This is a genomic window from Scytonema hofmannii PCC 7110 (genome assembly GCF_000346485.2).
Taxonomy (GTDB): domain Bacteria; phylum Cyanobacteriota; class Cyanobacteriia; order Cyanobacteriales; family Nostocaceae; genus Scytonema; species Scytonema hofmannii.
The window spans coordinates 6784850-6805450 of sequence record NZ_KQ976354.1; the positions used below are offsets into that span (position 1 = coordinate 6784850).

17 protein-coding genes are annotated in these 20601 nt (G+C 41.5%); 9 read left to right on the plus strand and 8 right to left on the minus strand.

The annotated features are described in order from the left end of the window. Positions 1-57 precede the first annotated feature (57 nt). A complete protein-coding gene (locus WA1_RS28270) occupies positions 58-402 on the plus strand; it encodes a hypothetical protein (RefSeq protein WP_017749882.1) in 345 nt (114 codons plus the stop codon). Positions 403-751: 349 nt separating this feature from the next. Here the strand turns inward: WA1_RS28270 and WA1_RS28275 are convergent, their stop codons facing one another. The 5 genes from WA1_RS28275 to WA1_RS28300 all read right to left on the minus strand — a co-directional run bounded on the left by WA1_RS28275 (position 752) and on the right by WA1_RS28300 (position 5565). Continuing rightward, entirely contained in the window at positions 752-988 is a 237-nt protein-coding gene (locus WA1_RS28275; protein ID WP_017749881.1) for a DUF4327 family protein, read from the minus strand. Between the two features lie 1070 nt (positions 989-2058). Further along, positions 2059-2457 (minus strand): 30S ribosome-binding factor RbfA, encoded by a 399-nt coding sequence (gene rbfA / locus WA1_RS28285; protein WP_017749879.1) that lies wholly within the window; start codon positions 2455-2457, stop codon positions 2059-2061. Positions 2458-2513: 56 nt separating this feature from the next. Further along, positions 2514-2720, minus strand: coding sequence for a DUF751 family protein (locus WA1_RS28290; RefSeq protein WP_017749878.1), 207 nt, complete (start codon positions 2718-2720; stop codon positions 2514-2516). A 585-nt stretch (positions 2721-3305) separates the two neighbouring features. Further along, the gene (locus tag WA1_RS28295; protein WP_017749877.1) at positions 3306-4526 is read right to left on the minus strand and encodes a HetZ-related protein; all 1221 of its coding nucleotides are present in this window, start codon (positions 4524-4526) and stop codon (positions 3306-3308) included. Positions 4527-4902: 376 nt separating this feature from the next. Further along, positions 4903-5565: an L-threonylcarbamoyladenylate synthase gene (locus WA1_RS28300; RefSeq protein WP_017749876.1), complete on the minus strand. Its 663-nt coding sequence runs from the start codon at positions 5563-5565 to the stop codon at positions 4903-4905. Positions 5566-5650: 85 nt separating this feature from the next. Here WA1_RS28300 and larC point away from each other — a divergent pair, with 85 nt between their 5' ends. Continuing rightward, positions 5651-6907 (plus strand): nickel pincer cofactor biosynthesis protein LarC, encoded by a 1257-nt coding sequence (larC, locus tag WA1_RS28305; RefSeq protein WP_017749875.1) that lies wholly within the window; start codon positions 5651-5653, stop codon positions 6905-6907. Between the two features lie 62 nt (positions 6908-6969). Here the strand turns inward: larC and WA1_RS28310 are convergent, their stop codons facing one another. Together WA1_RS28310 and WA1_RS28315 are read right to left on the minus strand one after the other, a co-directional pair. After that, positions 6970-7542: a hypothetical protein gene (locus WA1_RS28310; RefSeq protein WP_017749874.1), complete on the minus strand. Its 573-nt coding sequence runs from the start codon at positions 7540-7542 to the stop codon at positions 6970-6972. Positions 7543-7588: 46 nt separating this feature from the next. Next, entirely contained in the window at positions 7589-8128 is a 540-nt protein-coding gene (locus WA1_RS28315; RefSeq protein ID WP_017749873.1) for a DUF6658 family protein, read from the minus strand. A 420-nt stretch (positions 8129-8548) separates the two neighbouring features. Here WA1_RS28315 and WA1_RS28320 point away from each other — a divergent pair, with 420 nt between their 5' ends. After that, positions 8549-9469 (plus strand): putative bifunctional lysylphosphatidylglycerol flippase/synthetase, encoded by a 921-nt coding sequence (locus WA1_RS28320; RefSeq protein ID WP_017749872.1) that lies wholly within the window; start codon positions 8549-8551, stop codon positions 9467-9469. Positions 9470-9476: 7 nt separating this feature from the next. Here the strand turns inward: WA1_RS28320 and WA1_RS28325 are convergent, their stop codons facing one another. Beyond that, positions 9477-10796, minus strand: coding sequence for a hypothetical protein (locus WA1_RS28325; protein ID WP_017749871.1), 1320 nt, complete (start codon positions 10794-10796; stop codon positions 9477-9479). Between the two features lie 929 nt (positions 10797-11725). Here WA1_RS28325 and ndhL point away from each other — a divergent pair. The 6 genes from ndhL to WA1_RS28365 all read left to right on the plus strand — a co-directional run bounded on the left by ndhL (position 11726) and on the right by WA1_RS28365 (position 20545). Beyond that, positions 11726-11938: an NAD(P)H-quinone oxidoreductase subunit L gene (gene ndhL / locus WA1_RS28330; RefSeq protein WP_017749870.1), complete on the plus strand. Its 213-nt coding sequence runs from the start codon at positions 11726-11728 to the stop codon at positions 11936-11938. A 283-nt stretch (positions 11939-12221) separates the two neighbouring features. Next, on the plus strand, positions 12222-12533 hold the full coding sequence (locus WA1_RS28335; RefSeq protein ID WP_017749869.1) for a DUF3007 family protein: 312 nt from the start codon (positions 12222-12224) through the stop codon (positions 12531-12533). A 77-nt stretch (positions 12534-12610) separates the two neighbouring features. Beyond that, the gene (trpA, locus tag WA1_RS28340) at positions 12611-13411 is read left to right on the plus strand and encodes a tryptophan synthase subunit alpha (RefSeq protein ID WP_017749868.1); all 801 of its coding nucleotides are present in this window, start codon (positions 12611-12613) and stop codon (positions 13409-13411) included. A gap of 243 nt (positions 13412-13654) precedes the next feature. After that, positions 13655-14302, plus strand: a complete 648-nt coding sequence (locus WA1_RS28345; protein WP_017749867.1) for a coiled-coil domain-containing protein — start codon at positions 13655-13657, stop codon at positions 14300-14302. 1249 nt (positions 14303-15551) lie between these two features. After that, on the plus strand, positions 15552-16481 hold the full coding sequence (locus tag WA1_RS28355) for a DUF11 domain-containing protein (protein WP_017749865.1): 930 nt from the start codon (positions 15552-15554) through the stop codon (positions 16479-16481). Further along, entirely contained in the window at positions 16478-20545 is a 4068-nt protein-coding gene (locus WA1_RS28365; protein ID WP_158516711.1) for an Ig-like domain-containing protein, read from the plus strand. The genes WA1_RS28355 and WA1_RS28365 overlap by 4 nt, the downstream gene beginning before the upstream one ends. Positions 20546-20601 lie beyond the last annotated feature (56 nt).

The window sequence follows — 20601 nt, forward strand, 5'->3', positions numbered from 1 at the left end:
GAATTTAAGGTTAAATCCCGGTAATATGAATTATTTAGACGTTTTGATAGAAAACTTATGTCCGGAACTCATTTAACACTGAATCTAGTTGAAGGTTCTGTTGCTTTTAATTTTTCACCTGAAGCAGCACGGGAACTCAAGGCAACCCTTGACCAGTTGATGCACAGTCTGAAAGCAGTGTCTGCTAAAACTGGGTCTGGTAGTGGCAAACCTACCCCACAATCTCCCATGGAATATCGATATACAGGAGAAGTGTTTCTGGAAATTTTTTGTAATCCTAATATTTGGCCCACTCCCTTCGCTGCTAAAGTTTTGTTAACTCTCCGTGACCTTAATATTCGCTTAACAACAGAAGCTGAACTGACACGAGTCATCGAAGACGTTAATCAGTATTTAGAGTGAGGGAGTGAGGGAGTGAGGGAGTGAGGGAAAAAATGACAAATGACAACTAACAACTAACCACTAACAACTAACAACTAACAACTAACAACTAACCAAAAAGTAATTACACCCGATGCAGCCACGCTTCAAATACTAAAGCTAAAAAGGGCTGCAAACGGGTGTATTTCAGGGAATTTTCTTAAAAGTTAGTGCATATGTATTGAGCAGATCTGGAATATCTTAATATTCCGGATTGTTGTGGGTTGATGATGTAGTAAAGAATGTCCTTCAACATAAAGATGAAGTCTGTTTCCATCAAAATCCCAGATCCGAAATCAGTTCCTAATCCATACATCAAAGCGAATATTGATTAGTCGTTTTCCCATTGTTCGCGACCAATCAGATCGGCAATGCGATCGCGTAATAAAAAATCACACTTTTCCAATTCGCATTCAATGCAGACCCACTCTCTAGCTGGAATGTATTGGCACAGGGTGTAGATTGGCTGCTGTCTGCTAACCAACCCCCTTTGAACTAACCGCCGTGCTTCCTCTTGTATCACGTCTAAAGAATAGTAACTGATAGAAGGCACCGTATTCACACTCATGATTTTTTGCTCACAGATTAACACGTAAGTAGTATTCCCAAAATTTGTTAGGAACAAACATCACCGGAAAAAGAAGACTAGTTGCTACAGTTTTGTAGTTTTATATACGGAACTATTTTCATTTTGACGCTACATATCCTCAAATTATATGAAGAAATGTTACAATTGTCAAAGAACTCTGACATTTCCTGAAGTTTTCGTACATACAAAGTCAATATGGTAGTGCATTTGTCTAATACAGGTTGGATAAACCATAAAATTACAAGAAGAACGGTAGAGGGCAGCTATGCTGAAGGGAAGATGTGGAATTTTTGGAAAGAGATAAGTACGGGCATTCTCTGCCATGGGGTTTAATGCCCACCCCCTTTTAGGGGATGAAAAAGGTAAGGAACTTGAGGTAAAACCTTTTTCCATGTGCGGAGGGGGTACTTCTGCTCTGGACGCTTGTATCTTCTGCCTTCGATACATACTCAACAAAGTACACAAGGTACTATCTCTAGTCTTTTGTCTCTGTTTGCCAGAAAATCTGCTTGGAACAATTGCCGGGATAGAGAGTATAAACTGTTGCGAAACACAAAGGCTACCCTACAACACAAAGATTCATTAGTCATGAGTTATTAATAATTTCTTAAGCAAAATTGTTCCGACTTTGGTAGCTTGAGTAACTCGTCGAATAAATTGACACAAATTTGCATTTACTGCCATAGGAGATATTTGCCTCCAAATTAGCAATGGCTTGAGTTTAGCAGTCAAGGATCTAAGTTTCATGTTCCATTTGAGATAGGTCTAATTACCCTGGGGCGGTGTCGAGAATTTGTCAAAGTTCTGTTGCCTTATATGACTTTTATGAGTGTCTCTGATTCGGGAGTAGGGGTAAGAAGTTTTCATTCCCTTGTTGTAGGCGCTGGTGCTCTTAACGGTTAACTATCAATATATCTTATGTGTTTCACTCCTTTGTTTTAAAATTTATATATAGATACATTCAAACAGACGCGAGGCGATCGCGTCTGTAAAATGTTTGGCTAATATACCAGAAGTTGATTGTTGTTCACGTTACTTAATCTTCTAGATTAAGATTCTTTATCTTTATCGTCATTGTCTTCCTCGTCGGGCTTCCGCTCTTCCTGTAATCGGTTTAAAAGTGACAGGACTTTAGTACCACGTTCTATAGAACGATCTTCAATAAAGACCACCTCTGGCGTGCGGCGCAGGCGAACTCTTGCACCTAGTTCGCTGCGGACGTAACCTGTCGCCGACTTTAACCCTGCCATTGTTTCTGCTTTGGCCTCCTCCGAGCCATATATACTAACGTAGATTTTGGCGTGCTGCAAATCACCAGAAACATCAACGTCAGTGACACTTACCATTCCTGTACCCACACGGTCATCCTTAATACCGTTGAGCAGCATTTGGCTAACTTCCCGTTTTATCAATTCAGCAACTCGGGAAACACGGCGATCTGTAGCCATAACAATTTATCTCCTCACAAGAGGTTGTAATGATGAAAATGTCTCCAAACTTCAGACTAAACTGCGCTCAAGCCCAGCATTGCACGCAAAGTCAGAGTGATGAAGACGAGAGTACCTCCCAACAATCCCAAAAGTGCGACTAGGGTCACTGGGCGTTTAAACAACGGGAGCAAAGGCGAAAATGCATTTAACACTACCCCTAAGAGAATAGTCACTAAGTAACGAGGATATCTAAAGACGTTTTCCCAAAATCCTTTAAACATTTGAATTTAGATGGTTTTGATATCAGCTGTATGTTGATTTCTATTTGTAATTTTATCTTAAAACAGTGACCAGTGACTAGTGTCCAGCGTCCAGTGACCAGTGACCAGTGTCCAGCGTCCAGTGTCCAGTGAATTTTTATTGCCCTCTCTACACTCCTTAAAGTTTATGAATCATTTGGGATTTCTAGATTTTTTAATTATGAGTTATTTGAAGATGATTTTATATAATTTTCTGATTTTAATAAAACTTGTGTTTTTATCTACTTAATTTTTAGCGACAATTTGATAATTCTTTAAATTTGCTTGCTTCCCTTTAAACCCCCGCTTCCTAATTTGACTTTTTCTCATTGAGAGTCGAAATTATACTATTTTGAAAAAAGAATAGGAAAGATATTGGGTAAAATTAAGTCTTAACAAAGCCGTCTTAATCCCAAATCCAAAATCTAAAATTCAAAATCAATAATCGTAGGATTTGCGGGGGAAAATAGAGAAGATTAAAAAACAGATAAAAGGTATAATAAACATTGAAACAGAAATAAATTGGTTAATATTGCGTTCAGAGAGTAGATGCAAATAACCATGACTTTAACTGGGCTGGATTTCAGTGTTTCCGTTACGAATATCCCATGCAAGTTCTAATAGTTGAGTCCAACGCTTTTGTAGTTGTTTGGGTGTACATTTAACAGCTTTAGCGATCGCTTGGTCGCTTTGCTTTTCAGCTTTTAGGTCTAGTATTTGACGTTGCTGTTCGGTGAGTTGACTTAAAAATATATCCCACTGTTGAGAAGTTAAACCCAACTTTTGCTCTAACCCAGCACCTAGCCATTGGTGTACCAATTGCCAGTGGTGTTGTTTGGCGAATTTTTCCACATGATATTTAAAACGCTGTTGTAAATAATCTCTTTGGCGACTGGTAAGACCGAGAATTTGATCGATTTCTGGGGCGGAAAAATCTTGTAATTTTAGTGTTAGGTAATCTACACAGTCAGATTGTCCTTGCGATTCTAAGTATTTTACCAGTTCCGAAATGACGCGATCGCGTTCGGATTCTTCAGCAGGATCGAAGTTTGGTTGTGCAATCATTTGAGAACGCACTTGTTGAACTGCTGAATTGCGTTGGTAAGATTCGGAATCCTCAGTCTTACCAGACTCAACCGCTCTTTCAATATCAACTGTTGTTTCTTGGGGTAGACGGCGAGCAAAACCTTGAGCACGCAGTATGACAAGCTGTTGGTTTGCACCACCAGGTAAGTTAATGCGGCGTTTGGCATACTGTTCGGTAAACGCCATGTATTCTGCGAGTTCCAATTGAGTCCGAGGTGTGTAATCTTCAGCTAATTCGTTTTCCCGTCGGAAAGCCTTAATAGCTTCCAAATAAAATGCTTGCAGGAAGTCTTCAATTAGGTTGTAACGAGCATCAAATCCTAAATCGGAGTTAGGTGTAGCAACGTGACGATAAACCATAGCGCCCAGTTGACTGTGTAATTCCACCCGACCTTTTTTTGAACCTAACTGATAGTAATGCAGGCATTTTTGTAACCGATGTCTAGCTAAAGTGACTAACCATGACTTAATTTCCCCGGACGTTTTAATGCGAGAACTTTTATCACAAATCCGTTCTACCTCTCGGGCTATGCGCTTTGCTACGGCTTCCATACACTCAAGTGATGTTTTCACCTCAGCTTGCATTTCCTGACACAACATTTGCACTAAGGCATCTGTACTGATAGTTTGAGATTGTTCGGTAGAAGCTTCGCGATCGAAATCTGGTGTTGGGGTAGGTAGATTGGCGAGGTTTGCTTTCATGATGTTTCTGGGAGTGGTATAGCACCGTAAGGACAAATCATAAACAGCACTGACGTGTCAAGCTTCTACTGACGAATAACTTACATATTCTTCATATGTCAAGAACCGCCATCAGCACTGCTTACATATATGACTGTAGAGAATCCGGAAAAGTTACAGGGATTGCATTGTGTCGCTTTTTTCACAAGCCACCAGATAGTCAGTGGGTCACGATTACCTGCCACAACGTCAAAATGGTTCTAACCCTTACTATATAGGGCTTTCTACCTGGTTGAGTTATTTGCACTTTCAGCTTAACTAGTATGACAATCGTAAAACTGGAGCGCTGAACCAACGGGCATCCGAAATCATCAGATGAAGTAGTGATGTATCAATCTTATACTAGCGTTGCTGCTTTTTCCCAACCCAAACCAAGCCTAGTCAGAACTGCTTGTTCTCCTGTCAAGTCCAAAATGGTAGAGACTTCATACGTGGGTTCCTCGCCAGTATCCACAATCACATCTACCAATTTGTCCAAGCGATCAAACATTTCCACACGAGAGAGAAAAGGGTCTGTTTTTACCTCAAGCAACTCATCATCTACATCATCATCTGGAGGTACGTGGGCTGAAGTGGAAATAATTGGGTTTTCTAACGCCGTTAACAGTGCCAAGCAGACGGTGTGATTTGGTACTCTAATTCCAGTTGTTTTCCGTTTCGGATTTTGTACCAGCCTCGGTACTAACTTAGTTGCAGGTAGCAAAAACGTATACGGACCAGGAATGAGACGCTTCATAATTCGGTAGGCCGTGTCTTTTACGAAAGCATACGTAGTGACATTTGAGAGAGAGGGACATAGAAATGTCAGCGGTTTATCATTTGCTAACTGTTTAATTTGCCGCACTCGCTCCACTGCCGACTTAACATTTAAATCACATCCAATCGCATAAACCGTGTCAGTAGGATAAAGCATCACTGCGCCGCGTCGCAATTCTGCTTGTATCTCTTCTATTCGTCGAGATTGCGGATTATCAGGATGAACTTGAAAAATTTTTGCCATAAGAGATAAATAACGGTTAGTGGTTGGTGGTTGGTGGTTAGTGGTACTTTTTAACTACTAACCACTAACAACTAACCACTAACTAATGACGAAAATTGCTTATTTTCAGTGTCCTACAGGTATTTCAGGGGATATGTGCCTGGGTAGCTTAGTCAGCCTGGGTGTTCCTTTAGAGTACTTAACTGAAAACCTAAACAAGTTGGGAATTGAGCGCGAGTACCAGATCGAGGCAGAACTAGTTCTCCGTAATAGTCAACAGGCTACTAAAGTTCATGTGAACTTAGTAAACCACCATCACCACCATGACTCCCAACACAGCCACCATCACGGACGCCACTTACCTGAAATCCGTGAGATGATTTTGAAAGCTGAGTTACCATCACGCGCTAAAGCGTGGAGTTTGGCAGTATTTCAACAATTGGCAGTCGCAGAAGGGTTAGTGCATGGCGTTCCTCCCGAAAAAGTCCATTTCCATGAAGTAGGTGCAATAGATGCAATTGTAGATATTGTTGGCACTTGTTTGGGACTAGATTGGCTGAAAATCGAAAGCACTGAAAAAGAATTGCCTTTCCTATACTGTTCGCCCCAACCAGTAGGCGGGGGAAGTGTTAAGGCGGCGCACGGTCAGATGGCAGTGCCGGTACCAGCAGTATTGAAATTGTGGGAAATGCGCGGTTGTCCAGTGTATAGCAACGGTATTGAACGGGAACTAGTGACACCAACTGGAGCTGCAATTGTCACAACCCTTGCAGTCAACTTTGGCTCACCACCCCCAATGACCATCAAACAAGTAGGATTGGGAGCAGGTTCTATAAATTTACCAATACCAAATATTTTACGCTTGTGGTTGGGCGAGGCAAACGTTACCCATAGTCCAAGTTTAGAAACGATCGCAATTCTGGAAACCCAAATAGACGACTTGAACCCGCAAGCTATTGGCTACTTATTTGAGGCATTATTTGCTGCTGGTGCAGTAGATGTTTTTACTCAACCCATTGGAATGAAAAAATCCCGTCCGGGAATTTTGCTAACCGTTATTTGCCATCCAGAGAGTTTACCTAATTGTGAAGCGATTTTGTTTCGTGAAACCACAACTCTAGGAATTCGCCGTTCTACTCAACAGCGTGCCATTCTCTCACGAGAAATTCAACAAGTAGAGATTGAATATGGTGTAGTAAGTGTTAAAGTCGCATGGACGGGTCAGGAAAAAGACAAAGCCATTTCTAACGTCCAACCAGAATACGAAGACTGTGCAGAATTAGCCAGAAAGCATAATATTTCCTGGCGGGAAATTCATCGACTAGCTTTAAGCCAGTGGTATACTCAACATAAAAACCAGTAGAGACTTATGTTTCTTCATAACACATCTCTACTGGTCACTGGTCACTGGTCACTGGTCACTGTTTAATTAACAGCATCTCTGACAGCATTTCCTGCTTCCTCAGCTTTACCTTGAGCATTTCTACCCGCTTCACTAGCAGCATTGCTAGTATTTTCTTTGATATTTTCGATGCCTCTTTGGGTTCCTTTAATAAAATCACTGGAGGTACTTTGAGCTTTATCTGTTGCTCTTTGAGCGCCTTCCCGTGCTGTGTCACCGAAATCTTTAGCATTCTCACTTGTTTTACCAACAATGCGGCGACCAACTTCTCCTATATTGCTAGACTTGTCGGTAATATTTCGCTCAGCATTCTCTTTGAGAAATTCAGACTTTGCCTTTACATTAGCTGACTTGGTTCTAGGATCTACATCACTGTAGTTATTCATTCCACCTTCATAGGGAGAAAGCTGATTCTCACCCTTGGGTACGTATACATTAGAATTAGGTCTTGCAGACTGTTCACCCACAATTTGACGAGGCGTTGTTGCATCTGCAGAATTGCAAGCCTGTGTCAAGAACATGATTACACTGGCTACAAAAGCTGTTAAAACTTTCATAGGACGAAGGTTTTTTAACACAGCAATTACTTTTCTCATAGTGCTACTCCTTGCAATTTTGTACTTAATTTAAACTCACACTCAACTACTTACCCACTGCGGGATTTGGTTGTGCTTCTGGTCTCTTACCAGCTTCATTACCCTTGTCTTGGATAAACTCTGAAGCATCTTGAAACGCTTTTCCAACAGTCTCAAGTCTGTTTTGAGCGCGTTCTACAATACCAGAATCGCGTTGAATTAGACCACCTGGTTCGGGCTGTTGAAAGTCTTTAGCAGATTTGATAGGCAATTCTGCTTCTTTAATGGCTCTACCTTCTGGTGTTTCAGCACCTGGGTAAAGTTTTACTTCTTTATTAACAGATGTGGCAATAATTGATGGTGACTTTAGCTGTAGGTTAGCTTGGTCGAGTCCAGATTTGGACATCTTTGAATTCGTAGATTTATCTCCACCACCTTTATAAGGATTGTTCGCACCGCCAGCTTGTACGGGTGGATTTTTTGGGTTCGCGCCTTGGACATCAGCACTATTGCAAGCAGTGCTTACTATCAACAATAGACCAGCCAAAAGTACAGTTAAAATCTGGCGCAGTCGCAATTTGTTTAAAAAAGCTGTTAAACGGTTCACCAATTCCTCCTTTTCACCTCAAACAAGCAACAATAATGCTTCCAAAAATTCCCTCACTAAAAGTTTTTAGATGATGAAACTTTTCGTTTTTTCTTTGTTCTTGCTTGCTTAAAATTTGCGAATATTTGACCGACAGTTACTAAGATTACAGATAAAATGGCAAATATTTCCTCTAGCAAAGGTCTCATTTCTTTTAACGCTGCTTTGCTCTTCTTCTCTAACTTAAGAAGGATATAAGTTACTGTAATTTGCTGGGATATCTCTTATATATAAATGGGTTAACTTTGATAGCCTATGGTTATTTAGTTATTAATTTATGTAAACACCCTTGCAAGATACCCGACTTTTTAAAGAAGTCGGGTATCTGACCCTAGCTCAAGTATTTGTATAATTATCAAAACTATCAGTTAATTTACTAAAATGATGAAGCAAATATTACGCTGGGTAATTTTGGGTGGAACATTATTTTTTTTAGCAAAAGCCCTTAAGGATAACTGGCAAGGTGTTGCGACTGTTCGTATTGATGCCGAGGGTTGGGCAATTCTAGCTATTGCAACAGGTATAACATTACTGGCACATACTTGGGCAGGTTGGATTTGGGCTTGGGTTCTCCAAGATTTAAATCAACCCATACGTTCTTCTGAATTTGTTCAAGTCTATTTAAAAACAAATATAGCTAAATATATACCAGGAAATGTTTGGCATTACTATGGACGAATCGTAGCTGCAAAAAATGCTAGTGTCTCCATCGAGATTGCAACTCTCAGTGTTTTGTTAGAACCACTTCTCATGGCGGCGGCGGCTTTGATTATTTTTCTATTAAGCAGCCAGTCTATACTTAGGAATTCTACCCTGTACTTACAGATAATACAACTTTTTTGCTTACTGGGAGTCCTTTGCATACTTCATCCCAAGTTTTTAAACTTAGGAATTGCCATCGTACAACGCTTAAAGGTCAAAAAGTCTGATTCTATTCCAAGCTCAACTCCTATTCTTCAACATTACCCGTTGCGACCTTTGTTCGGAGAACTAGGTTTTATCGTTTTGCGTGGTTTTGGTTTTGTTTTAACTCTGTTTGCTCTGAGTCCTCTAAACTGGAGCCATCTACCTTTGTTGATTGGGGCTTTTAGCTTTTCTTGGTTGTTGGGGTTTATTATTCCAGGTGCGCCTGGTGGCTTGGGAGTGTTTGAAGCAACTGCGATCGCACTCTTACAATCTCATTTTCCCACTGCTTTAGTCATTAGCGCTGTCGGTCTTTATCGCCTCATTAGTATTTTTGCTGAAACTGCCGGAGCTACTTTAGCATGGCTGGATGAACGTTTTTTCAGTCTTAAGTCTTAAGTCTAAGTTAAATACCTTTAGTCTTTAGCTGAGAAAAAACATGATAATCATCCAGATTCAACTGGACTTCAGCAAGCGGCTCATCTTCTTTTATCTTAATTAAATTATACTCAACATTTTCTGCATAAATTGCAAAAGTGATATTAAAAATCTCAATAAAATGAATTAACCACTTGCATTCATCTTCTGGATATTTATTGTAGTAACGAATCAAGTAAGCTATGCGGCTTTCCAAATGAATGCGCGAATTTTTAGAAACTAGAATAATTTTCAGCAATACAATAACCAATGTCAATGAATGTCCTTGAGATAATAATAAAATAAATAATGACGAAGGTTCTTTTCCATTTTCTGTTGTTAAATAATCAATCACTTTATTACAAGTTCTTAATACTAAATCCTTATTAATCATTTCTTCATGTTGCTCTGCTTTCCAAGGATGTAGCTTTTCTAATAATTGTGTTTTTAAAGTTTCAACAAAATTCTGTTGTTGAACTGAAAAAATCAAATACTTTTGCAAACTATCCTTAAATCCTTCAAAGGTTTGATTTTGAGTTTGCTGAAGAAATATATTGGCAATATTTTCATAACTAAACATACCTTTCTTAACAACGATTGCTTTTATTAAGCGTAGAACGTTATCTCCCAGAATACTGGGATTTTTATATCGACTAGTGCTTGAAGTAGAAGATTGAGAACGAGCAATATACATTGCTAATTCAAACTTAAATTTGTCTTTCAGTTGTCTGGACAACTTTATAGCAGCTTCTTGTTGTTCCTTAGGATTATTTATATCTAAAGATTGAGCTACCAATAGATAGGAAGAGTAACGATTCATCCAATTTTTTTGAGATTGTTCGTCACTATTTTTAAATGCAAAAAATTGAATATGTTGATATTCTTCACTATCAATAAAGTTTGATATCCATTTAATATAAAGATTCTTGTGTGTATATTTAGTAGGCTGAAAATCTTTATAACTAGAAAATAAATTAACTAAGTCTTGAATATACTTATGCTTTCTGTTGCTTTCCCAGTTATTAATTAGAATATAGCAACATCGCTTAAGTGTATGAAGAAACGCTTGTTCTTCACTCTTAGAAAAAAGTTCATAAATTCCTGTTGTTGAATCAGAATTAACCGCCTCAAAAAAACCTAAGAATAGACGCTTAAATTCTTGCAAAACATCCTCAGGTTTCCAGGTTTTGACAATTCCAATAAAATAGTTATATATCCTTTCTTGTGCAATATCTAAATCCAGTCGTTTGTTTTCAGAGTCAAAAGTATATTTATTGCTCTGACTACCCGTTAAGCTATTAGCGGTCATGGTATTTTTCAAGACCAAAGAATACCCAGTTCATATTCTTAACAGCTTAACTTGAGCAACAGATAGTATCAATCGCTTCTTGAAAAGTTCAGTATTTCTTTAAACGGAGTTTGACAAACCCTTAAAAATACAGAGTTACTTATATCAAGCTTTATTGAATTCTATGAAGAAATACTTAAAGATTGTATTAGCTTACACTCTTATACTGATTTCTGGTCACTAAGCATTGGGCATTAGGTATTGGGCCTTGGGAATCAGTTAGCTTCTCTAACCCTACTCCCTACTCCCTACTCCTTACTCCCTACTCTCTAAATGGGGGTGGAGGGACTTGAACCCACACGACCTTTTACGGTCAACGGATTTTCATTCTCCTGCAGCTTTCGCTACTGCCTTACACTTCCACAGAATTGAAAGGTTTTGAGAATCGGACCCTCCCTTTACCCTCGACTTTACGTTAGGGTAGCTCCCGTCGGGCCTCTGCACCTTCCTAGCTAGTCACTTGTCATTTGTTGTTTGTCCTTATGTTCTTGATAATTAACCGAAGGACAAGTCAAAAATGACTTATAACCACCTTGGCTTGGCTCAGGATTGCCATGTCTGTAACCAGATTTAGGTTTCCCTGAGTTTGAGAGCAGTCACTTGAAAGATTTCTCTATCAAGGCTCAGTTTTCTAAGTCCGTAGCGTCTACCATTCCGCCACACCCCCAGAGTTAATCTGGAATTTGCTGACTAGTTTGACTTGTGCTTGCTTTAGCCAACTTTGGATGATTATAGCAAAAGAAATCTGTTTTTGACTATTTTTTTATTGATTCCACCAATAATTTTGCCATTGGTCACTGGTCACTGGTCACTGGTCACCGATTCCCCATTCCCTACTATGATAGAAGACAGATGCACCAATAGGTCTTTTTCACCGAGAGCTAAGAATTATGGTTGTAGCGCTACTGTATTTGGTTTTGGCAGGAGCTTATCTACTCGTCGTACCAGCAGGTGTCCTGCTGTACTTAAAACTGCGGTGGTATGTAGCTAGCTCTGTAGAACGTGCTTTCATGTACTTTCTAGTATTTTTGTTCTTCCCTGGTTTACTGCTTCTGTCGCCTGTAGTGAACTATCGACCTCAACCCCGAAAAATCGAAGCTTAAGAAATATATGAAGGATAAAGTATGAAGTTCAGTAGGACTTACGCAGAAACCGGATTTCTTTACCAAAAATTGCCCTTTCAGCCATGAGTCTCTGCTCAGAAACCCGGTTTCTTTACCAAAAATTGTCGTTGCAGCCATGAGTCTCTGCCCAGAAACCCGGTTTCTTTACCAAAAATTGTCGTTTCAGCCATGAGTCTCTGCCCAGAAACCCGGTTTCTTTCCTGTGACATATACTGTACTGGGATTCTTTTTCATCCTTTATCCTTTATCCTTCAGACTTCTCATGCGACGCATTGACGCTATTGGAATAGGTTTTGGCATTTTTATATTAGGTGGCTTGGTATATTTGTCACTTCAGCTAGTGGGTTTAGATGGCGCACAAGCTGGAATTTGGACTCAAGCCGTACTCTTTGTCGGGTTAATTGTCTGGTTGCTAACCTATATGTCCCGTGCAGTGGGCAAAAAAATGACTTACCACACACAACGGGAAAAGTACGAAGACGCCTTTTTCAAAAAACGATTGGAAGAACTGTCTCCTGAAGAGTTGGCAAAAATTCAAGCTGAAATCGAACAAGAAGAACAATCTCAAGTGTAAATTTGTTCTTCCTTTGTTATTTGTCCTTTGTCTTTGGGTATAGTGTCAAAGGACAACTGACAAATGACTCATGACCAATGACAGCTATTTCCAATCGCTTTAAAAATCTTGCAAGTCAATCCCAATGCGCTCTGATTCCATTTATCACTGCTGGCGATCCAGATTTGGAAACAACGGCAGAAGCACTGCAAATTCTGGATCGTAATGGAGCAGACATAATTGAATTGGGCGTTCCTTACTCCGATCCTCTCGCAGATGGACCGGTGATTCAAGCCGCAGCTACTCGCGCTTTACAACAAGGCATAACTTTGGATAAAGTACTAGAAATGTTACAAAATGTAACTCCAAGTTTGCAAGCCCCTGTTATTTTGTTTACTTATTACAACCCAATTCTCAATCGTGGAATTGAAAAGTTTTTTAAAGATATAGCATCTGCTGGGGTAGCAGGATTGGTTGTACCAGATTTACCTTTGGAAGAAGCATCTGGCTTACTCAAATTCGCTTCTGAAATAGATATAGATGTTATTTTGCTGGTGGCTCCAACGAGTTCTTCCGAACGTATAGAAGCAATTGCTCGCTCTTCCCAAGGTTTTATTTATTTGGTAAGTGTTACGGGTGTTACGGGAATGCGATCGCGCTTAGAAGTACGAGTCTCAGATTTACTACAGCAGATTCGTGGCGTTACCGATAAACCTATTGGTGTCGGTTTTGGCATTTCGCAACCAGAACAAGCTAAACAAGTGAAAGAATGGGGAGCCGATGCAGTCATCGTCGGTAGTGCTTTTGTAAAGCGTTTGGCATTCGGGACGCGACAGCAAGGACTCATTGCCATTGCCGAGTTTTGCCAAAGTCTAAAGACAGCAATTACTACATCCTGAGTAAGCATAGTTACTTAACTCTTTTGATAAAAAATGCTAGTTTTTTTTCACCTTCGTTGGTAGACAATTTAACAGATATGGTCTTGAATATAAAAAGCGCATATGTAGCGGTAAAAAACCAAATAATACCGCAAAATAGGGTAAAGGCTGTATGTGAAATTCACTAGGGTATATATCTTATGAGTGTGAGAGAGCGTCAGTTAACGACCGTGGTAGTTTCTTTGCAATTTAAGGGAGAGGGCAATGAGTGAGAGTATGGCATTTATCGGCGGAGTTGCCGTAGCTGGGTTGGCAGCTCTTTTGCTACTCAAAGGCTCAGCAACTCCCATTCAGTCTGGCTTCACTATTACCCCACAGATGCCAACGACTGTAGTAGCACCACCAGCAGTGATGCCTCCAACTGCTGCGTATCCCAATCAAACATATCCCAATCCAGCACCGATAAGCTCCAACACTGAAGAGTTACGGGTACAGATGGAACGGATGAAGTTGGAAACCGCCCAACTGCAGAAGGAAAATGTAGACCTCAAACAACAAAACCAACAACTTCAGGGACAAATCCAACATACCCTGGCTCAGTGGAGTGCTCAACAACAAAATCAAGTCCAAGCAGCACAGCAAGCAGCGTTGCAGCAGTCACAAAATCCTTGGTGGTCATCAGGTATTGTTTGGGCTGTAGGCGGTATGGCTTTAACCGTTGGCGGAGGTGTAGTCGTCGCTGGGATAAACGCTTTGTTCTCACAAAAGCCCCGTCCCACCCGTACCGTACAAGTCATTCATCCTTATAATGGTCCCACGCCACCACTTGCGCCTGTACGTCGTCCCGAGTTTTTACCCCCTCGCAGCGATGTTAGACGAGTTGAAACACATGATTACGATGACACATATTAGTTAGGGGTCAGGGGCATTGGGCTTTTCGTCCACTTTGTTGAACGCTGCTGACACCAGCTTAAAATTTGTAGACAGCATATTCTGAGCGCAAAATCGCTGACTGCGCTCGAAATTTTCGTTATATTAAAGTACCTATCTGTCAATCATAAACTTACTCCCTGGTCACTGGTCACTGGTCACTGACTATGCAAGTATGTGAAAAAACAGCAAATATATGCTAAAGCTCCTTTAAACTTCATAGAGAAATAATTTTTAAACATAAATTTTGAGATAAATTGTTATCTATCTAATTGTTTGTGAGATACTTCTAGATGATAACGATGTTACCTAATACCCAGTCAAAAATAAAGATTCGATAAAGCAATCTGGTGCATTGTTTACAGTTTACTGTATTATTCTTCTGAAACGTATTTGTTCAATGCCAAATCCAATGATTCTTAAAGTTGTGGATTGGGTATAGCTTGGGCTTTACCTATTACCAATTCACTGATAAAATGACATCTCAACATTTTTGAGTTCAGTTGTTTTGATAACCATTTGAGCAAGTCATTGGAATTTCGGGAAAACAGCGCAGGTAGGTCATGCAGTTCTTTCGTGATTTTCACGCAACAACTCAGCTGAATGCGTCTGTAACTTCTGCATATTTGTATCTCAGTCGGATTGTCAATGGTGTTCATCTGCTATTCACTCTATTGACAAGAAGTCTGTGTGCAAACACAGGTCGATACTCTTTATTATACTCTGGCAGTAAAAAAATAAACATTTTGTAACATAAAAATGAAAAAAACACAATGGTATCAAAAGCAGGTCAATATCCCACCTATTGCTCTACCACAAGTAGAGTATATGCCTTTCTTTAACAGTAGAAAGGTGCTTTTAGCAAAACACCATTGTGTATTCACAAGGAACTATTTGCATACAACGCTTGCTTCTGTGATTGTTGCTTGCTCACTGCAATGGAAGCACTGTCGTAACTGCAAGAGTTCACTTTTATGAAGTTATCTGCAATATTTTCCTTATAAAAGCAAAAGCTTACATATCTGTGATTCAATCTTAGTTTTGAGGTATGCATACATTTTTCAGTGCCGAAACTCAAACTTCCCTCATATTGAAAATCCATGTTGTTATCTCTGACAGGATTTTCAAGAGTAAAAATCTGACTCATAAAGAGAGTTTAGGATTAACGGAAAAAATTAGGTTGTTTTATAGAAACCTAAACGAAAGAAAAACCTTTGTTATCGGTTGAGCAATGACTTTTATATCCTCATGGCTGAGGCATAAAAGCCTCTTTTTTACCTTTACCATCTCAGGTATTTTTGCTTACAGTTTCCTGCCGTCTGTAGCTCAGACGCCAACGGGAGTAATCACAAATACCGCTGGTTCTGGTGCAGGCAACATTACGGAAACAAGATCGTCCAATCCCGTCACATTCAGAGCAGGTCAAGCTGCTTTACAGATACTGAAAACAGGCGATCGCGCAGCTGCTGAACCGGGCGACAATGTCATTTACCGTCTTGCTATTAGAAACTCGGGTACGTCATCATTACCCAATTTAACGATCGCAGACAGACTACCTGTAGGGCTGCAATTTGTGCCCAGAACACTGCAAGGTTCCATAGGAGGTACGCAAGTGCCTTTGACTGCTAACGCGACATCAAATCGTACAGTCACAATCACCTCAACAACTCCACTACAACCCAATCAAACTTTAGATGTTCGTTATGCCGTTGAAGTCACACCAGATGCCATTCAAGGCACTGGCAGAAACTTAGCACAAGCAAGTTCTGGAAACTTGAGAAGTAACCAAGCCAGTCACCTAGTGAGAATTCGACCCGGAATAGTCTCAGATTGCGGTACCTTGATTGGACGAGTATTTGTTGATAAAAATTTTGATGGCGAACAGCAACCAAACGAACCAGGAATTCCTAATGCCGTAATCTATATGGATGATGGCAATCGCATCGTCACCGATCCTAAAGGACTGTTCTCCCTAGCAAATGTCATTCCGGGACATCGAACAGCAACACTAGACTTGACAAGCTTACCAGGCTATGGTTTGGCACCTAACACATACTTCATTGAAAGGAACAGTCAATCACGTCTAGTAAAGCTAGCGCCTAATAGTATGGCAAGAGTGAATTTTGGTGTTACGCCTGCGTTTTCAGAGGATAAGCGATGAAAACAAGAAAGCTTGAAGTTAAAGTTACCAACGAAGGAAAAAGGAAGAAGGAATTCCCTATTCCCCATTCCCTATTCCCCATTCCCTATTCTTTATTCATGTTGCCTTCCACCCTAGTTAATAGGGGCGCAATGCCTTGCACCCGTACTAGTTTAGGTATTTGGAGTGCCTTTGTGGCAGTCGTTTTACCTTCCTTTGTAGGCGAAGCCATATTCTCCCGTGCTGAAGCAACTAACGTGCCAGAGAATAGGGAATGGGGAATGGCGAATGGGGAAATATCACCACTCTCAACTCCCGTAAGGGCGCAAGGCATTGCGCTTCCTACTTCATATTCCCAACTCCCAACTACCCCCCTCACCCCCTCTCCCACTCTCCCCCTCACCCCCTCCCCCACTCCCAACTCCCAACTCCCAACTCCCTCTGTCTCCCCCTCCCCCAATCCCGATTCCCCCTCCCCCACTCCCAACTCCCAACTCCCCAATCCTGATTCCCCCTCCCCCACTCCCAACTCCCAACTCCCCACTCCCTCTGTCTCCCCCTCTCCCAATCCCAATTCCCCCTCCCCCACTCCCAACTCCCAACTCCCCACTCCCTCAGAGATAATTGGCGACCAAATAAAAATTGACATTGTACCTGTTGGCGAGCCACGAGTCCAAGCGGATGGACGTTCTACTATTAGGTTCACGGGACAGGTGACCGATGAAAATGGTCAAATAATCCGTGAGGACATAGTGGTCACCCTGACATCCAGTGCGGGGAAATTTATAGGCGCTGACCAAGATAAAGACCAAGGAGGGTTTCAGGTAATAGCACGCGGTGGAGAATTTACCGCCACTTTGCAATCGGATATTAAACCCCAACAAGTTCGCGTGCGGGCGGCGGTAGAAAGTATTAGGACACAAAACCCCTTCCGAAGAGACAGGGACGTTATCAAAGATTCACCCTTTTTTGGACAAAGAGGTGTTTTAAACGACACCCCCTTCCCCCAACAAACCGATAATTCGAGCATTGAAAAGTTCAAAGATACCCCGATAGAAGCATATACCCAGGTAGAATTTACAACCTACCTGCGACCTTCACTGGCAACTGGGGTAGTAAACTTACGGATAGGTGCTCGTGGCACAAATTACTGGGGAAGTTTTCGTGAATTTGTTCCACAAGATTTGGATGAAGGAACTGAGGTTGACTTAAGTGCAGCCGTTTTTGCTACAGGTAAAGTCGGAGATTGGTTGTTTACAGGAGCCTATAACAGCGATCGCCCTCTCAATCAAGACTGTAATGGTAATGTGCGCTTATTTGGCAAACCCGATCAGCTTTGCGAACAACAATATCCCGTCTACGGTGACAGTTCTACCGTCACTTCCACAGCACCTTCGATAGACAGTGTTTATCTTCGCTTTGAGCGCAGCAGCCCCGTGTTAGGAGCCGATCCTGACTACGCCATGTGGGGGGACTACAATACTGAAGAATTTGCCAGAGTCTCCCAACTGTACACTGCTACAAACCGTCAACTACATGGTTTCAAGGGGAACTTCAGCTTTGGACCTGTTCAAATCACAGGTTTATACGCTAACAACATTGAAGGTTACGCCAGAGATATTATCGTTCCCGACGGTACAAGTGGTGACTACTTTTTGTCACGGCGTTTGCTGGTTCCTGGGAGTGAAAGCGTCTATTTGGAAGAAGAAGAGATCAACCGTCCCGGTACAATTTTAGACCGCAAACAACTATTTCGCGGTCGAGATTACGAAATTGACTATGACCGAGGAACGCTTAAGCTTTATAAATCGGTTTTCGCCGTATCAACACAGCCCTTCAGTCCGACTTTGGTAAAACGGCTTGTTGTCTCCTACCAACCGGACGAAGGAGAGGAAACGTCTACTCTTCTTGGAGGGCGGGTACAATTCAACATTTCTCAGGAGACAGATAATAAAACTTTCCTGGGAGGTAGTTACCTGCGGGAATACCAAGATGGTCAAGACTTTGAACTGTATGGAGCAGATTTCCTTGTCTCTTTAGGAAATAGCGGTCAGATTATTGGGGAATTTGCTCGCTCTAGCGGTAGCCTCCTCAATGGAGAGGATGGAACGGGTAATGCTTATAGATTAGAAGCTATTGGCAATATTGGCGATCGCCTTCGAGCCAGAGCCTATTATCGTTCTTCTGACGAAGGTTTCTCCAACAACGCCACCTATAGCTACACAGCAGGACAAACACGCTATGGAGGCTCTCTTTTAGCCAGAGTCACCGACTCCACCTTCCTGACAGCCGCATACGACTACGAAGAGAACTTCGGGCGTTCCTTAGGTGTTACACCGTTTTTTGACGTATTCAATCCAGAACCAGTACCTGCTAGTTTTGGTTCTAGAGTCAATAACGAACTGGAAACTATCCGCGCTGGAATTTTACAAAAATTTAAATTTATTGGTCGTTTTTCCGATTTCAGTTTGGAGTACGTCAACCGTTCCCGCGAAGACCGTGTGGGCGATCAATTTGAAGGCGATGCTAGTCAGTTGGTATCTCGGCTCAAGCTACCCCTCACTCAAGCTTTGACCTTCCAAGCTCAAAATGAATTGAATTTGGGCGATAGCGACCCACTCTATCCCAACAGAACAACCCTGGCATTAGACTGGAAGGCTTACCCAGGAGTCACATTCCGACTAGCACACCAGTTTTACGATGACAGCAGCGTATTACGAGGCAACTCTATCACCTCATTAGACACGATACTCGAGCACAAATTTTCTGATGATACGCTCCTGAGCGGTCAGTACTCAGTTTTATCTGGATTCAACGGCTTACAAGGTCAAGGAGCCGTAGGAATCAATCACGGTGCTCGCATCGCTCCCGGCTTGAAACTGAGCGTGGGTTACCAATATGTCTTCAAGAACATATTTAATAACAATGCCGCAGACGGAATATTCCAAACCTCTGTTACGGGTTCCAATACGGCTTCATTAGGGCTGTTTGCTGGTAGTGTTTACAGCATTGGATTGGACTACACCGATAATCCCAACTTTAAAGCTGGTGCGAAGTTTGAATATCGTGATGGTGATGATGACAATAACCTCGTCATCACAGCAGGAGCAGCAGGCAAACTCTCACCCGCCCTCACAGCCCTAGTTCGCTTTCAACAAGCAGGTGGGGCAAATATCCCCGTGTATCTCCCCTCTAGCCCTAGTTCCTCTGGATTTGTAGGCAGAGTGGACGACTTGGGAGACGCTATCAACCTCAGATTTGGTGTAGCGTATCGCGATCCAAACAGTGATAAATTCAATGGATTGCTGAAATACGAGTGGCGTCAAAACTACGGTTCAATCCCAGAATTTAGCAATGATAGAGACTCAAACGCTCACGTACTCTCAGGTGAAGGAATATATGCCCCCAACTGGCGATGGGAATTCTATGGTAAGTACGCTTTTCGCTTAGCAAATAGCGGCGATCTTGGCAACAACCAGACTAACGATAGTAATACCCAATTGGCACAACTCAGAGCAACTTACAGACTTGGTTACCGAACCGATTTAGCTGTGGAAGGACGCTGGATAGGACAAAGTTTTGACAGTGGATCGGATTATAATCAGTTTGGTGTTGCCGTAGAAGGTGGGTATTACTTAACACCCGATCTGCGCTTAGGTGTAGGTTATAGCTTTGGCAGTGTGGACGATGACCGTGATTTTAGTAGTTACCGATCTGAAGGAGGTTTCTACGTCAATATCAGCCTCAAACTGAATGAACTTTTGGGTGGCTTTGGATTGCAAAAGCCCGTACCCAAGCAGCAGCGAGAGTCGGAAATTAGTAATAGGGAGTGGGGAATGGGGAATGGGGAATGGGGAAGAAGAATTAAGAAAAATTCCCAACTCCCCACTCAAAAACTCATTCAACGTTTGAAAAATAGGGAATGGGGAATGGAGAAATTTCGCAATCTACAATCCACAATCCACAATCCACAATCCACAATCCACAATCCAAAATTGTTTGAGTTACAAAAGTCCACAATTAAGCTAATTAATTCCCTCAAAAAGCGAGCGGCTTTTCGCAGATTCAGTGGTGGAGAGGAGTGAGTGATGTTCAAGAGCAAAGTTTATCTTCGATTGGGGAATAGGGAATGGGGAATAGG